This window comes from Nostoc sp. UHCC 0252 (assembly GCF_034931145.1).
GTDB lineage: Bacteria > Cyanobacteriota > Cyanobacteriia > Cyanobacteriales > Nostocaceae > Nostoc.
This window is the reverse complement of sequence record NZ_JAYGHE010000039.1, coordinates 29,390-47,377: the sequence shown is the minus strand read 5'-3', so window position 1 is coordinate 47,377 and position 17,988 is coordinate 29,390. Positions and strand designations below refer to the sequence as shown.

2 protein-coding genes are annotated in these 17,988 nt (G+C 41.8%); both read right to left on the bottom strand.

The features are described from left to right. Positions 1 to 22: 22 nt before the first annotated feature. Positions 23 to 3,772, bottom strand: coding sequence for a type I polyketide synthase (locus VB732_RS20770; RefSeq protein ID WP_323232799.1), 3,750 nt, complete (start codon positions 3,770 to 3,772; stop codon positions 23 to 25). Continuing rightward, on the bottom strand, positions 3,769 to 16,797 hold the full coding sequence (locus tag VB732_RS20765) for a non-ribosomal peptide synthetase (protein ID WP_323232798.1): 13,029 nt from the start codon (positions 16,795 to 16,797) through the stop codon (positions 3,769 to 3,771). Before VB732_RS20765 ends, VB732_RS20770 begins: the two co-directional genes overlap by 4 nt. Positions 16,798 to 17,988 lie beyond the last annotated feature (1,191 nt).

The window sequence follows — 17,988 nt, the reverse complement described above, 5'->3', positions numbered from 1 at the left end:
GTAATTTAAAATTATTTGTTACTCAAATTGTTATTTCTTCTCTCTCACTTGAGCCAAAGCTTGTATCTGGATCTATTTGTTTTTCTAGCTTTGGTGCTATTTCAGCTATTGTGGGTGACTCAAATAAATTTGCTACAGATAATCGGATAGAAAAAATATTTCGTATTCGGGATAAAACTTGAACGGCTATTAAAGAATCTCCTCCTAATTTAAAAAAATTGTCATGGATTCCCACCTGTTTAATTCCCAATAATTCTTCCCATATATTGGCAATTTTTTGCTCAATCTCATTACGGGGAGCTAGATAAGAATTAGGCAAATCAGGTCTTAAGTGGAGTGCAGATAATTTTTCTGGCTGAAAAATATCCGGCTTTCTTTGTAATGAAATCTCTGATTTCTGGTTATTCTGTTCTAGCCTAGATTTTATGCTAAATGCAGCTGATGCAGAAGCTTGAGGCAATGGCAATAATTTGACCACCTGTTCCAAACTTGAGTCCAAAATAGAGTTGTAGTAAGTATTTAAGGGAGATTCGGAATGTGAACCGTTGTTTCCTTTTTGGTAAACCAGTTCATTGAAAATCTCTAAGGGTTCTTGTTCAACAACAATAGCAGCTAAATTTTCACCACAGCGTTGCACTAAATCTAAATCTACTAAAGATGAAGTAGCAAACCTCGCTCTAACTTCTTCTAAATGTTCATTAATATAATCTTGTGAACATGGCAGCAACCCAGTAAATAACCCCTCCTGTTCCTGTAGTTGTCCTTGCTCAACTAATATTTTTAACCATCTAGAAAACAATTGCTGATAGCGAGGAGAAATATGGCATTGCGCCAACAAATTCTCCAAAGAATACTTTTCTTCGGCATTGCTAAAAGCCCCTAATTGCCTGAATGCAGAGTTTATGTAGGCTGTACATAAACGATTCAAACACTGTATGTTTTCCTGATATGTTAACTCGTTGAGTTCTGCATTTCTAGTATTTGCTTGTTTTTGCCCTGCTTGTGTAAGTAATGTCCATAATTGTGATGTTGTGGGTAAGGTTTCTAACTGTCCCCAAGCCGCTTTTTGTGGGGGGTCAATCCAATAACGTTGGCGCTCAAAGGGATAAGTCGGTAAGGGAAGGCGGTAATGCTCTTGGTGACTATAGAATCCAAACCAATCTACCTTGACTCCAGCCAACCAGAGTTGACCTAATGTAGTGAATAAAACATGATTATCCGATTGATTTTCTTGAGGATGGCGTACCGAAGTCAAAACTGTTTGTGCGGCTGCTTTATCTGGATGTCTTTTAACTAATGTAGTCAACGTGTGTCCTGGCCCTACTTCTAGTAAGACTTGCTCAGGTGTTGCCAATAATTTCTCGACACCTTGGGCAAACAGCACAGTGGAACGCAGATGTTGAGCGTAGTAGTCGGGATTTGTGGCTTGGGTAACTGTAATCCAATTACCAGTAAGGTTGGAAATATAAGGAAGTTTTGGCGGATTTAAAGTAACTTTTTTGACTCGTTCTGCAAATGCCTTTAAGATTGGTTCCATCATTTGAGAATGGAAGGCATGGGAAGTATGCAGTTGGCGACATTCAATCCCTTGAGCAGCAAGCTGATTTTGTAGTGTATCTACTGCTGCTGTGGAACCGGAAACTACACACTGGGAGGGTTGATTAATCGCTGCAACAGAAAGTTCTTGTCCTAGTAGGGATTTTATCTTGTCTGCGGGTAGTGGAATTGAAAGCATTGCTCCAGTGGGCAGTTGCTGCATCATCTGTCCGCGTGCTGCTACCAGAGATAAGGCATCTTCTAGGGAAAAAACTTCTGCTAGAGTTGCTGCTACATACTCGCCAATACTGTGACCGATCGCAGCTTGTGGTTCCACTCCATAAGACTGCCATAATTTAGCTAGGGCGTATTCAATTACAAAAATAGCAGGTTGAGCGATCGCTGTTTGTTGAAGTTGCTTTGATGCCTCATCAATCTTTTCTTCACTGGGGTAAAGAAGATGACGTAAATCTAGCCCTAGTAAGGGTTTAAGAACTTCTGAGCAATAATCAACTTGTTCTTTAAATACTGTCTCAGCTTCATAAATTTCCCGCGCCATGTTGACGTACTGTGAACCCTGACCGGGAAACATAAAGACAACAGACCGTTCTGTAATCTCTGTATAATTGGTAGAAACTTGTTGGGGTGCTAAATTACTGAGAGTTTTGACAGCATCTTCTAAGTCTTGACAAATTAACATCCGTCGGTAATTAAAACCCCGCCGACCACTATTAAGGGTATAAGCTACATCACCTAAGTTAAGTTCTGGATGCTCTTTTAAATGTGTGATTAAATTAGCTGTTGCCTTCTCCAGCGCACTCGCAGTTTTAGCTGAAAGTACCAACAAGTGTAAAGGACGTTCAATAGCATCTTTAGAATTTTTAATTTTTAATTTTAAATTTTTAATTTCTAAAGGTGCTTCTTCTAAAATTACATGAGCATTAGTACCCCCGATACCAAAAGAACTAACTCCAGCACGGCGAGGGGTGTTATTTGTTTTCCATTCAGTCAGGGTTGTATTGACGTAAAAAGGACTGTTGGCAAAGTCAATTTTGGGATTAGGTGTCTCAAAGTGCAAACTAGGAGGCAGCATTTTATTTTGCAGTGCTAATACAGTTTTAATCAAACCTGCGACACCTGCTGCTGTATCTAAATGTCCTAAGTTGGTTTTTAACGAACCAATAGCGCAAAAACCTTTTTTATCAGTACTTTGACTAAAAGCTTGAGTTAAAGCAGCAATTTCAATGGGATCTCCTAAAGGTGTAGCTGTCCCATGAGTTTCGATGTAGGAAATTGTTTCGGCATCTACACCAGCTATAACTTGAGCTTCGCTAATGACTGCTGCTTGACCGCTAACACTAGGAGCAGTGAAGCCCACTTTCATTGCACCATCATTATTAATTGCCGAACCTTTAATGATTGCATGGATGTGGTCGCGGTCTGCGATCGCATCCTTTAATCTTTTCAATAGCACAATCCCAGCACCGCTACTAGCAATTGTTCCTTGTGCCTTAGCATCAAAAGCACGGCAGTGTCCATCAGGAGAAAGAATCATTCCCTCTTGATGCAAATAACCTATTTTTTGGGGAATGCTGAGAGTAACTCCCCCAGCTAAAGCCATGTCACATTCACAATTTAATAGACTTTGGCAAGCTAAGTGAACAGCAACCAAAGAAGTAGAACAGGCAGTTTGTACATTCACTGCTGTCCCAGTCAAGTTGAGTTTATATGCAACTCGTGTTGGCAAGAAATCTTTATCGTTGGAGATTATTAATTGCAGTGGATCAACTGTCTCTAATAATTGATGATGAGGGTAGAGATTGTTGACAAGATACCTGTTCATTCCCACACCAGCATAAACCCCTATTAACCCATTATAGGTATGCGGATCGTAACCAGCCTTTTCTATTGCCTCCCACGCCAACTCTAAAAATAAGCGTTGTTGGGGATCTATTAACTCAGCTTCTTTCGCGCTATAGGCGAAAAAGTTTGCATCAAACAATTCAATGTCTGATAAAACAGCATTAGCTTTTACATAATTAGGATTATTCAGTAAATCTAGAGAAACGCCAGAATTTATTAATTCCTCATCCGTCAACCTGGAGATAGATTCTACGCCATCACGCAAATTCTGCCAAAAAGAGTTAATATCTTTGGCTTCTGGGAACCTACCGGCAAGAGAAATTATTGCTATTTCAGAATTATTGAAGTCATTAATATTAACGGAATTTATCATAATTTTTTACCCTTCCTTTGAGAAAGATACTGCTGTCTAAGCTGTAATTGTTGGTTCCTGAAAGCTTTACTTTCACTTGGAGATTGAGGGCGAGAATTATTTTGTTTTAATGTATCTTCTTTGTTAAGTTTGGTACTTACATATTGGCTTAATCTATGTATATTTGGGTAATTAAACATATCAACTATTGACACTTCTAAACCAAATTTTTCTTGCAATTGCTGATTAATTCGTACCAGTAGTAACGAATGACCTCCTAATTCAAAGAAATTATTGTAAATTCCCACTTTTTCTACTTCCAGTGTGTTTTGCCAAATGCCAGCAATGATTCTTTCTACTTCAGTATTTGGCATTACATAATTTGATAGTTCCTGTTGTAAATCTGGAGCAGGCAAAGCGCGACGGTCTACTTTGCCGTTGGGTGTCAGGGGTAAGGACTCCAGCATCACAAAAACACTTGGCACCATATACCCAGGCAGTTTATCGTCAAGAAACCGACGCAGTTCGTCCGTTGTGGGTGTCATCTGTAAATGCGGCACTACGTAGGCGACTAAGCGCTTACTTCGACTCCTTTCGACTTCGCTCAAGGCAAGCCGCTCAGTACAAGTATTACCTGAAGTTTCTTCACGAGCAATGACACAACATATCTGCACATCATCATGTTGTCCCAGTAATGCTTCGATTTCTGCCAACTCGATGCGGAAGCCCCGAATTTTTACTTGATTGTCAATGCGTCCCAGGTATTCAATGTTGCCATCTGGTAGATAACGTGCTAAATCCCCAGTTTTGTATAGGCGCGAATGCAGCTCAGTGCTAAACGGATTGAGGATGAATTTTTCAGTTGTCAGTTCGGGGCGGTTGAGGTAGCCTTTTGCTAATCCAACACCAGCAATATGTAACTCTCCTGGGATACCAATGGGAACTGGTTGCAGATTACTATCTAGAATATAGATTTGAGTGTTAGCGATCGCTCGCCCAATACTCGGTGATATCTGATCTTGCTCCTTGGCAACTACCAGTCCAGAAGTTGTAACAACAGTATTCTCAGTTGGGCCATAGTTATTCACTAGTTGGAAGGGGACTAAATCTGATGGATACTGATGAAGCTTATCTCCTCCAGTCAGTATGGTTCGCAAAGCCAAACTTTCAGTTGGCCATTCCAAAGACAATAATTCCTGTGCCAGTGGTGTTGGCAGAAAACTGATAGTAATCTGCTTTGAAATCAACCAGTTTCGTAGCTTCACTAACGAGCTAAGGAACTCAGATTTGACTAAGTAGATACTTGCTCCTGCGGTCAGGTAAGGCCATAATTCCCATACCGCAGCGTCAAATGCTGTTCCTGCTAGCTGAGTAGCTTTATCTAAGGTCGTGATGTTAAAAGTGTTTTGATGCCAGAACACCAAATTTAGCAATCCTTGATGGGCAATCAGCACTCCCTTGGGTTGACCCGTAGAACCGGAGGTATAAATCACGTAAGCCAAATTAGTTGCTTGCGTCTCAGTGATGAGATTATCCTGAATGGACTGAGAAATAAGCTGCCAGTCAGTATCCAAACAAACAAGCTCTGCTTGATGCTCAGGCAATCTATCAACGAGTCGCTGCTGGGTTAGCAATACTGAAACTTGAGCATCTTGGAGCATAAAGCGCAAACGCTCAGTAGGATAGTTTGGGTCAAGTGGTACATAAGCCCCACCCGCCTTAAGAATGCCCAACAGTCCCACCACCATTTCTATCGAGCGTTCCACACAAATGCCTACTAGCACATCTGCGGACACTCCCAAAGACTTGAGGTAGTGCGCCAACTGGTTAGCACGAATATTCAACTGGTAGTAAGTCAGTTGTTGATCTTCAAACACAACTGCCACAGCATCAGGTGTACGTCCGACCTGCTCTTCAAACAACTGATAGATACATTTATCTAGTGGATAATCTACCTGAGTATCATTCCACTCTATTAAAAGTTGATGTTGCTCAAATTCTGTTAGCAGTGGCAGTTGAGAAATTCGTTCCTCTGGGTTAGCAATAATACCTTCCACCAATGTCACAAAATGACCCGTCATTCGCTCAATGGTGGAGGCATCAAATAAATCAGTGTTGTATTCCCACACGCCAACTAGTCCATTGGCAGTGTTCTCCATTCCTAAAGTCAGATCAAACTTGGTAGTTGTACTTTTTACCACCAGTGGACTAACAGTTAACCCAGTCAACTCCAATTGTTGAGATATGGGAGCATTTTGGAGGACAAACATCACCTGAAACAGTGGTGTGTGACTGAGATCCCGTTCTGGCTGCAATGCTTCTACTAGCATTTCAAAAGGCAAATTCTGATGAGAGTATGCATCCATCGCCATTTCACGAACACGACCTAGTAATTCGCTAAAGCTAGGATTGCCTGCCAAATTGGTACGCATGACTAAAGTGTTGAGAAAAAAGCCAATTAACCCTTCTATCTCACTGCGATCGCGGTTAGCAATTGGCGAACCCACCAAAATGTCTTCTGTACCTGTGTAGCGGTAAAGTAAGGTATCAAACGCTGCCAACAGCGTCATAAACAAGGTAACTCCTTGTTGCTGGCTTAGTTGTGTAAGTTTGTCAGTGAGCTGCTGTGAGAGCGCAAACTGTTGATATGCTCCTGCGAAAGTCTGCATAGATGGTCTAGGTCGGTCAGTGGGTAGTGACAACAAAGCTGGTGCGTTTGCCAGTTGTTGTTGCCAGTAACTCAATTGACTTTCTAAGACATCTCCTTGCAACCAGTTTCGCTGCCAAATTGCGAAATCTGCGTACTGTATCGGCAGTGGTGTTAAAGGTGACGGCTCACCTTGAGAATAAGCATTGTATAAGGCTGCTAGCTCTTGAACAAACACACCCATTGACCAGCCATCGCTAACTATGTGATGCATACAGACTAATAAGGCGTGTTCTGTCTGGGACAGCACTATTAATGTTGCCCTAACTAATGCTTCATTTGCTAAGTCAAAGGGTTGTTGCGCTAATTGCTGTGAAGCTGTTTCTTGCTCGGTTGTAGATAAATGTTTTAAGTCAACAACTGAGAGTGTGCAATTTATTTGTGTTTGAATAATTTGAGAAGGTTTTCCATCAACGATGACAAAGTTAGTGCGTAACGCTTCGTGGCGATGAACAATTTCTTGTAAGCTTTGTTCTAAGGCAGTTCGATTGAGAGTTCCGACTAGACGCAAAGCTATGGGGAAGTTGTAGAAGGCGCTGTTTGGGTTTAACTTGTCTAAAAACCATAGCCGTGTTTGGGCATAAGACAGTGGTAATTCTGCATCCTCCGCCCTTGGTACGATGGGTGATGCTGTTAGTTCTAAATCTTGTTGCTGCGATCGCTGAATGTTTTGGGACAATTCAGCAACCGTTGGGGCAGCAAATAAGCTACGCAATGGTAGTTCTACTTTCAAGCTAGTACGCACGCGGGAGATGAGTTGCGTTGCTAGTAATGAGTGTCCTCCAAGTTCAAAAAAGTTATCATGTATACCCACTTGCTCTACTTTCAGAACTTGCGCCCAAATTAGCGACAGAATTTCTTCGATTGGGTTACGTGGGGCAACATATTTGTCCAATAATTGGCTATGTAAATCAGGTGCAGGCAATGCGCGGCGGTCTAGTTTACCGTTGGGGGTAAGCGGTAAAGCTTCTAAGATAACGATCGCACTTGGCACCATATATTCTGGTAACTTTAACTTCAGGAAGTTACGCACAAAGCTGACTGTGAGTTTACTTCTCTGCGAGAGGCTGCGCCAACGACTCCGCTCAGTACAAGTCTGCTCTTTTTGAGGCACAATGTAAGCGACTAGGCGTTTGTTCCCAGGAATGTCTTCGCGGGCGATCGCACAAGATGCTTGCACATCAAGTTGGCTCAGTACTGCTTCAATTTCTCCCAACTCGATGCGGAAACCCCGAATTTTCACCTGATTGTCAATACGCCCCAGGTATTCAATATTGCCATCGCTTAAATAGCGTGCTAAGTCCCCTGTTTTGTAAAGGCGATCGGAATTAAAGGTTTCCCCTCTGCTCCCCTGCTCATCGGTCACTGAGCGTAGCCGAAGTGCTGCTCCTCTGCTTCTTTTAAAGGGGTTAGGAATGAATTTCTCAAGTGTTAACTCTGGTCGGTTGAAGTAGCCTTGCGATAAAAGGACACCAGCAATGTACAATTCTCCTGGTACACCAACGGGTACAGGCTGTAGATACTGATCCAGGATGTAAATTTGCGCGTTGGCAATGGGACGACCAACGGGAGGAAGTAGCGGCCAAGTCTCCACTGAATTAGTCAGAGTAAAACTGGTGGCTAAATGGCTCTCTGATGGCCCATAGTGATTGTGCAATGTACAATCAGTTAGTTTGCTTAACCATTGGGAAATAGCGGGAGTAATCTGCAACTGTTCCCCAGCAGTAATTATTTCCCGCAAATGACTATTAACTAATTCACCACCAATAGCAACTTCAGCTAGTTGCTGTAAGGCAACAAAGGGGAGAAACATTCTTTCAATTGCTTTTTGTTGGAGAAAACCTAACAAAGCTGATGTATCTCTGCGTAATTCCTCCGTAATTAAGAACAATGTGCCTCCAGAACACCAGGTAGTGAATATTTCTTGGAAGGAGACATCAAAGCTAATCGAAGCAAATTGTAGGGTTTTTGCTCCACGAGGAATTTTCAGATTTTCTCGATGCCACAAGATCAGATTGCTAAGGGCAAGCTGATTCATGGCTATACCTTTGGGTTGACCTGTAGAACCAGAAGTATAAATTATATAAGCTAAGTTAGTTGCTTGTACGTCGGAGATGAGATTGTCCTGACCCGATTGGGAAATCAGTTTAGCGTCAGTATCCAAACAAACAAGCTGTGCTTGATGCTGGGGCAATCTGTCAAGAAGTGACTGCTGGGTTAGCAATACTGAAACTTGAGCATCTTCTAAAATAAAGCTCAAGCGCTCAGGCGGATATTCTGGGTCAAGTGGCACATAAGCAGCACCCGCTTTGAGAATCCCCAGAAGTCCTATGACCATCTCTAAAGAACGCTCTACACACAGACCAACTAGGGCATCAGATCCTACACCCAAAGACCGCAAGTAGTGCGCCAACTGGTTAGCGCGGTAGTTTAATTCATAGTAAGTCAGTTGTTGATCTTCAAATACAACTGCCACAGCATCGGGTGTACTATCCACCTGCTCCTCAAACAACTGATGGATGCACAAATCTTGTGGATAATCTACTTGAGTATCGTTCCACTCGACAAGTAACTTTTGTTGTTCCGGTTGTGTCAGCAGTGGTAATTGGGAAATTCGCTCCTCTGGGTTAGCAATAATACCTTCAAGCAATGTCACAAAATGACCAGTCATTCGCTCAATGGTGGATGCATCAAACAAATCAGTGTTGTACTCCCACACCCCTACCAAACCAGTAGGAGAGTTTTGCATTATTAAGGTTAAATCAAACCTTGAAGTTGTACCTTTTATTGGCAATGAACTGACAGTTAACCCAGTCAGTTCTAATCCAGATGTGGGCGCATTCTGGAGGACAAACATTACTTGAAACAGTGGTGTATGGCTAAGACCCCGTTCTGGCTGTAATGCTTCTACCAGCATTTCAAAAGGCAAATGCTGATGCGAGTACGCCTCCATTGCCATTTCTCGAACACGACCCAGTAATTCGCTAAAACTGGGGTTGCCTGATAAATCAGTACGCATGACTAGAGTATTGACAAAAAAGCCAATTAACCCTTCTATCTCACTGCGATCGCGGTTAGCAATTGGCGAACCCACCAAAATATCTTCTGTACCTGTGTAGCGGTAAAGCAGCGTATCAAACGCTGCCAACAGCGTCATGAACAGAGTCACCCCTTGCTCTTGGCTGAGTTTTGCCAGCTTACCAGTTAGTTCTTCAGAAAGTGCAAACTCTTGATGTGTCCCTTGGTAAGTTTGCACAGCCGGTCTGGGCCGGTCTGTGGATAGCGACAATAAAGTTGGAGCCGAAGCCAATTTTTGTTGCCAATAACTCAATTGGCTTTGTAGTACTTCTCCTTGCAACCACTGTCTTTGCCACAGTGCAAAATCCGCATATTGAATCGGCAGTGGTGCTAATGGTGACGGCTGACCTTGAGAATAAGCATTGTACAGTGCTGCTAACTCCTGAACAAATAGACCGATTGACCAGCCATCAGAGACTATGTGGTGTATACACATTAATAATATGTGTTCTGTCTCGGATAGCACTACTAATGTCGCTCTCACTAATGCTTGTGTTGCCAACTCAAAGGGTTGAATAGCTTGTTGTTGCACTAATTGCTGTGAAGCTATTTCTTGTTTAGTTGTAGATAAATGCTTCAAATCAACAACTGATACTGTCCAATTCGTTTCTGTTTGAATGATTTGTGTTGCCTGTCCATCAACCGTAATGAAATTAGTACGTAACGCTTCGTGGCGATGAATAATTTCTTGGAAGCTTTGTTCTAATACGGCAACTTGCACAGTTCCTGCTAAACGCAAGGCTATGGACATATTGTAGAAGGGACTGTTTGGCTCGAATTGGTCTAAAAACCACAGACGCTGTTGAGCATAAGACAGTGCTAATTGTGCATTCTCCGCCCTTGGTAAGATAGGTGGTGCAGACAGTTGTAAGTCTTGTTGCTGTAATTGTTCAATTTCTCGTGCTAATTCGGCTAGTGTGGCGGCGGCAAACAACTCTCGTAATGGTAGTTCCACTTTGAAAATGTTGCGGATGCGTGAAACTAATTGCGTTGCTAATAGTGAGTGTCCCCCAAGTTCAAAGAAGTTATCATGTATGCCTACCTGTGGCAGTTGCAGTACTTGTGACCAAGTTTGCGCCAGTATTTCTTCAATTGGAGTACGTGGGGCTACATATTTATCTTTGATTTCGCTGGATAAATCCGGTGCGGGTAAAGCGCGACGGTCTACTTTGCCGTTAGAAGTGAGTGGCATTGATTCCAATATTACAAAAGCACTTGGAACCATGTAGTCTGGTAGCTTTGCTTTCAGGAATTGCCGCAGTTCATTGGTTGTGGGTTTAGAGTGCTGATGCGGCACTATATAGGCGACTAAGCGTTTATCCCCCGTCGTATCTTCGCGGGCAATAACACAAGATGCCTGCACCTCCTCATATTGATTCAGTAATACCTCAATTTCTCCCAATTCGATGCGAAAACCACGTATTTTTACTTGGTTATCAATTCTTCCGATGTATTCAATTGTGCCTTCTGGTAAATAACGCGCTAAATCTCCAGTTTTATATAATTTTGAATTGTCAAAGGGGTTGGAAATGAATTTTTCTGTTGTCAATTCTTTTCGGTTCAAGTAGCCTCGTGCCAACCCTAAACCAGCAATATGCAATTCTCCGGCCACACCTACGGGAACTGGTTGCAGATGCTCGTCTAAAATGTAAATTTGTGTGTTGGCGATCGCACGACCAATCGGTACTGTCCTAAGATTGCCATTTGGAAAGCATTGCCAGTAGGTGACATCTATTGCCGCTTCTGTTGGGCCATAAAGATTGTGCAATTCACACTCCAACCGAGCAAAAAAGCGTTCCTGAAGTTCTACAGGTAAAGCTTCACCACTACAGATCACTCGTTTCAAGCTACGGCAATTTTCGAGACTTGGTTCTTCTAAGAAAACCTGGAGCATAGAAGGAACAAAATGCACATAAGTAACCTGCTGCTCTAAAATTAGGTTGACCAAGTAAGCACTATCTTTATGTCCTCCTGGTTTAGCCACAACTAAACGCGCTCCAGTGATTAATGGCCAGAAGAACTCCCAAACTGAAACGTCGAAGCTAAAAGGAGTTTTCTGTAAAATGCAATCTAGTGCTGTTAATTGATAAGCTTGTTGCATCCATAGCAGGCGATTGCAAATTCCTAAGTGAGTGTTCATTGCTCCTTTGGGCTTGCCAGTGGAACCAGAAGTGTAAATCACATAAGCCAAGTTACTATCTTGTATGGTAGTAATTGGATTTTCCTGACTGGACTGAGAAATAAATTGCCAGTCAGCATCTAAACATACAACTTTTCCTTGATGCTGAGGTAACTTTTCCTTGAGTTGCTGTTGTGTCAGCAGCACTCTCACTTGAGCATCTTCTAGCATAAAGCTCAGGCGCTCTTGGGGATAGTCTGGGTCAAGTGGTACATAAGCTCCACCTGCCTTAAGAATCCCTAGCAGTCCTACTACCATCAAGAGCGATCGCTCCAGACAAATACCCACCAGCACATCTGCTCCCACTCCCAAAGACTGCAAGTAATGTGCTAACTCATTTGCGCGACTATTCAACTGCTGGTAAGTCAGTTGTTGGTTTACTCTTCGAGAAGCCTCGCTGCGCTCGTCTACAAACACCACCGCTACAGCATCGGGTGTACGCGCTACTTGCTCCTCAAATAACTGATGGATAAATTTATCTTGAGGATAATCCACCTGAGTATTGTTCCACTCAACCAATAACTGTTGTTGCTCAATTTCTGTCAACAGGGGCAATTGAGAAATGGACTGTTGTGGGTTAGCAATAATACTTTCAAGCAATGTCACAAAATGACCCGTCATTCGCTCAATTGTGCTGGCATCAAACAAGTCAGTGCTATATTCCCACACACCCACTACTCCAGTAGCAGTATTTTCCATTGACAAGGTAAGATCAAACTTGGCAGTTGTACCTTCTATCAACGTTGAACTGACACTTAACTGATTTAACTCCACGGTTGATACGGGCGCATTCTGAAGTGTAAACATCACTTGGAATAGCGGTGTATGGCTAAGATCCCGTTCTGGCTGCAATGCTTCCACTAGCATTTCAAAAGGCAAATGCTGATGCGAGTATGCCTCCATTGCTATTTCGCGGACACGAGTTAGTAATTGGCTAAAACTGGGGTTGCCTGATAAGTCAGTACGCATGACTAAAGTATTGACAAAAAAGCCAATTAACCCTTCTATCTCACTGCGATCGCGATTAGCAATGGGAGATCCCACCAAAATGTCTTCTGTACCTGTGTAGCGGTAAAGCAGGGTATCAAACGCTGCTAACAGTGTCATGAACAAAGTCACCCCTTGTTGCTGACTCAGTTGTATCAACCTACCAGTGAGTTCAGCAGAGAGGGCAAACTTTTGATATGCACCAGCAAAAGTCTGCACAGCAGGTCTGGGTCGGTCTGTGGGCAGCGACAATAGGGCTGGTGCGTTTGCCAGTTGTTGTTGCCAGTAAGTTAGTTGGTTTTGCAGTACATTTCCTTGCAACCACTCTCTTTGCCAGATAGCAAAATCTATATACTGAATCGGCAGCGGTGCTAAAGGTGACGGCTGACCTTGAGAATAAGCATCGTACAGCGCTGCTAGTTCTTGGACAAATACACCCATTGACCAGCCATCACTGACAACATGATGCATACACACCAGCAATATGTGTTCTGTCTCCGACAGCACTAGTAATGTCGTCCTGATTAATGCTCCGTTTGCCAGGTCAAAAGGCTCAATAGCTTGTTGTCGTGCTAATTCTTGGCTAGTAATTTCTTGCTCGGTTGTAGATAAATACTTTAAGTCAACAACTGAAACTGTCCAATTCTCTTGTGTTTGAATAATTTGAGAAGGTTTTCCATCAACTGTAATAAAGTTGGTGCGTAAGGCTTCGTGGCGATGAATAATCTCTTGTAAGCTTTGTTCTAGAGCTGGTTGATTCAAATTTCCCACTAGACGCAAAGCCATAGGAATGTTGTAAAAGGCGCTGTTCGGCTCTAACTGATCTAAAAACCACAGACGCTGTTGAGCATAAGACAGTGGTAATTCTGCATCCCTCACCTTTGGTAAGATAGGTCGTTCAGATAGTTCTAAGTCTTGTTGCTGCAACTGCCTAATTGATTGTGCTAATTCCGCTACTGTCGCTCTTGCAAATAACTCACGCAATGGTAGTTCCACTTTAAAAACGTTGCGGATGCGTGAAACTAATTGTGTTGCGAGTAGCGAGTGTCCACCAAGTTCAAAGAAGTTGTCATGAATGCCTAAAAGCTCTACTCTCAGCACTTGTGTCCAAAGGAGTGCCAGCATTTCTTCCATTGGATTACGAGGTGCAACAAATTTATCTTGTTGTTCACTATGTAAATCCGGTATGGGTAAGGCACGGCGGTCTACTTTGCCGTTGGGAGTAAGCGGCAGTGACTCCAAAATAACTATATTTGGCACCATGTAATCTGGGAGTCTTGCTTTGAGGAATTGCCGCAGTTCGCTGATTGTGGGTTTACAGTCCTGATGTGCTAACACGTAGGCGACTAAACGTTTATCACCAGGGGTATCTTCCCGGACAATGACACAAGATACTTGCACATCACCATGTTGGCTCAGGACTACTTCGATTTCGCTCAACTCGATGCGGAAACCACGTATTTTTACTTGATTGTCAATGCGCCCTAAGTATTCTATGTTGCCATCTGCTAAATAGCGTGCCAAATCCCCTGTTTTATATAATTTGGAATTATCAAACGGATTGGGGATGAATTTCTCTTTTGTCAATTCAGGGCGGTTGAAGTAGCCCTGTGCTAATCCTGCTCCACCAAGGTACAGTTCTCCTGGTACACTTACTGGTACAGGCTGTAAGTTTTGGTCAAGGATGTAGATTTGCGTATTAGCGATCGCCCGACCAATGGGAATAGTTGTGGCTGTCGCTGCTAAGTCTTCTACCAAATACCAAGAAGAAAATGTGGTATTTTCTGTTGGCCCATAGACATGGAGCAAATGCTGGGGAGCGCCTTTATCTAGTACTTCAAGCACCCATTTGGGATCAACCGCTTCACCACCAAATAATAGATATCGTAGAGAACCAAATGCTTGCGGGACAACACTGGCTAACTGATTAAATAAAGCTGTGGTTAAAAATAAAACACTGATTTGATGTTCGCGGATATGGACAGCAAATTCTTCCGGGATCAGCAATACAGATTTAGTGATAATGACTAGCTTGGCTCCGTGCAGCAATGCTCCCCAAATCTCAAAGGTGGCTGCATCAAAAGCAATATTTGCCGCTTGAGCAACGCATTCATCAGCTGTTAACTGTATATAGTTGGTGTTTAACACCAGTCGATTGACAGCCTGATGAGTAACGGCGACTCCCTTGGGTGTGCCTGTAGAACCGGATGTGTAAATCACATAAGAGAGGTTTTCTGCACTGACTGTGCTGTTGAGATTATCCTGATTCGCTTGGCTAATGGTGTGCCAGTCGGTATCTAAGCAAACGACACGGGCTTGATGTTGAGGAAAAGATTCTACTAATTTCTCTTGAGTCAACAGCACTTTTACTTGAGTGTCTGTGAGCATGAAGCTTAAGCGTTCAGCAGGATACTCAGGGTCAAGTGGCACATAAGCCCCACCCGCCTTGAGAATCCCCAATAATCCCACCACCATCTCTAAGGAACGTTCTACACACAAACCCACCAGCACATTTTCACCCACACCCAGAGATTGCAAGTAATGGGCTAATTGGTTAGCGCGACAATTCAACTGCTGGTAAGTCAGTTGTTGATTTTCAAACACAACTGCTATAGCATCGGGTGTGCTATCTACTTGCTCCTCAAATAACTGATGGATACATTTATCTTGGAGATAATCTACACCTGTATCATTCCACTCAACTAATAACTGCTGTTGTTCAATTTCTGTCAGCAGAGGTAATTGCCAAATCTGCTCTTGAGGATTAGCTACAATTCCTTCAAGCAAGGTAACAAAATGCCCTGCAATACGCGTGATTGTACTAGCCTCAAACAAGTCAGTATTGTATTGCCAGCAGAGTTGCAATACTCCCTGAGCTTCCATCACCATTAAATTCAGATCGAAGTCTGCACCGCGTTGATGTCCCAGCAAGTATGGTTTTATCTCAAGCAGTTGTTCTCCACTGTGCAAATAATTTCCTGTTGATTCACACCAACGGTGTGCTTGCCAAGTAAAACTAACCTGACATAAAGGAGAACGACTGGGATCTCGTTGTGGTTGGAGTTGTTCTGCTAACAAAGAAAAAGGGTAATCTTGATGCTTTTGGGCTTCTCTAACTGTCTTGCTGACTTGAGCAAGAAATTCTTTGAACGTGGCATTTTCCTGAACAGAAACTCGTAAAACGTTCAGGTTAACGAAGTAGCCGACAATCTCTTTAAACTCTTTACCCCACCTACCTCTCATCGGGCTTCCTATGAGAATGTCTGTTTGATTGGTGTAGCGGTAAAGTTGCACGTAAAATGCTGCTAGCAGAATCTGATAAAGGCTTGTTCTAGAGACTAAAGATAGATGGTTGAGTTTTTGAATTAACTGTTCATCTAGCTTTAAAATATGTGTTGCGCCTTGAGAAGTCTTTACCGGGGGACGGGGTTTATCTGCGAGTAAATTCAAAATTGGCAATTCGCCAGCTAATTTTTCTTGCCAGTATTGCCACAGTTTTTCTCCTCTAGAACCAGATAGCATTTCTGACTGCCAGCGAACAAAGTCTAGATAAGATTTATTTTCAGTCAAAGAATCTGGAGCGGTTTGGTTCTGCTCTTGACTAACTTGCTCAATTTCCTTGGCATACAAAGTTTGAAATTCACTCAGCAGTAAATCAAAAGACCACATATCACCTGCAATGTGGTGCATTGTTAACAGGAGAATATGTTCTTCTGCTGAACGAGTAAATAAATTAACTCTCAAAACTGAATCTTTTTCTAAGTTAAAAGGGCTGTCGGTTATAGCAAATATTTTTTCTTTTAAGTAATCTTCACTCCAATTGCTGGCATTTATTACCTCAACATTACATTTATATTCTTGATTAACTTGCTGAACGGGTTTGCCTTCAAAACTGGTATATGTAGTCCTGAGAATAGGATGGCGGTCAATAATTTTTTCCCATGCACGATTGACAGCAACGATATTTAAATAAGAATTAATTTTTACAGTAATAAATATATTATAAGCAACGCTCTCTGGAGCAATTTGGTAGATAAACCACATTGCTTCTTGGCCAGAAGAGAGTGGAGAACTTGTTTTTATAGTTTTATCCATTAAAACTCCTTAAAATCATGAAAATCTTAGTTATAAAAATACGAATAATACACAAATAGAGTGTTTGCTACTAAAAAAATTGTTTAGATGAACTTACTCTTTTTGTCACCATTATATTCTAAGTATTAGAACTGTTTTTATAGGCTAATATCTAGCTTTTGTAATAATATAATATACCTTTTGTTCTTATAAGATTTAAATTAGCTAAATATTATAATTATTCTCACAATGAGTTGAGGTTAACTATTGAAGAAGAATTCAAAAGTCAGAATAGGCTAAACCTTAGCTATCCGCCACTCGCACAGAAAACATTGCTGAATTCTGACTCCTGAATTCTATTCGATAAATAGATACAAGTTCATTTTTCGATTTGATTTTTTGCTCCTTTGCAATAAGTAAATTTTTAATTTATTTGAGTATAACTTGAGCAGATTTGGTTTTGCTACCTGTTTATTTTTAATAATCCAGTAGATATATTCATATAGATAATCCCAGTTTTTTAAATAAGATGCAAGACCAGTTAAGACATTTAAGAAAATATTTAAGAAACCAGTTAAGAAATTTAGGAAATTTAGGAAATTTAAGAAAGTTAAGCACATAGATATATAAAATATACGCCTTATGTGAATTAAGCCACAGGATATTGTTCAAAAGTAAGGACATCAATGCCTAAACGCTTTATTTTTCGACTAGCACACCACCCAGGGTACATCCTAGTTTTTTTTTGCACTCAGAGAATAAATGTCATTGCGAACGTGAGTGCGTCTCCTAGAGAGGAGGAACGACGAACGCAAGAGCGTGTCGCAGACAAGCAATCGCATGGACTAGTTCTTAGTTGGAGATTTTGCGATTGCTTTGCTTCACTTTGTTTCGCTCGCAATGACATACAAAAAAGTGGGATGCTCCCCACCGCCCATAATCAGCACTGGCAGTAAAATCACTTTGGACTTTATTTTTAAAAACACTTGCTTGTTTTTTTTATTAACTGGCCTAACTAATGCTGCTCGCTTAAGCTCTTTGGGCATTATAGATAAGGATATTTCAAGGGTTTGAGCCTACTTTTTTCCTTAACTGAGCAGTATTCCTGTCTTAACTATAGGAATCATATTTTATTTTTGAAAAAAATTAGGTATTGTAGGGTGTGTTAGAACGGAGTTCGTAACGCCCCATTATAGAGGGTTTGGCGCGTTA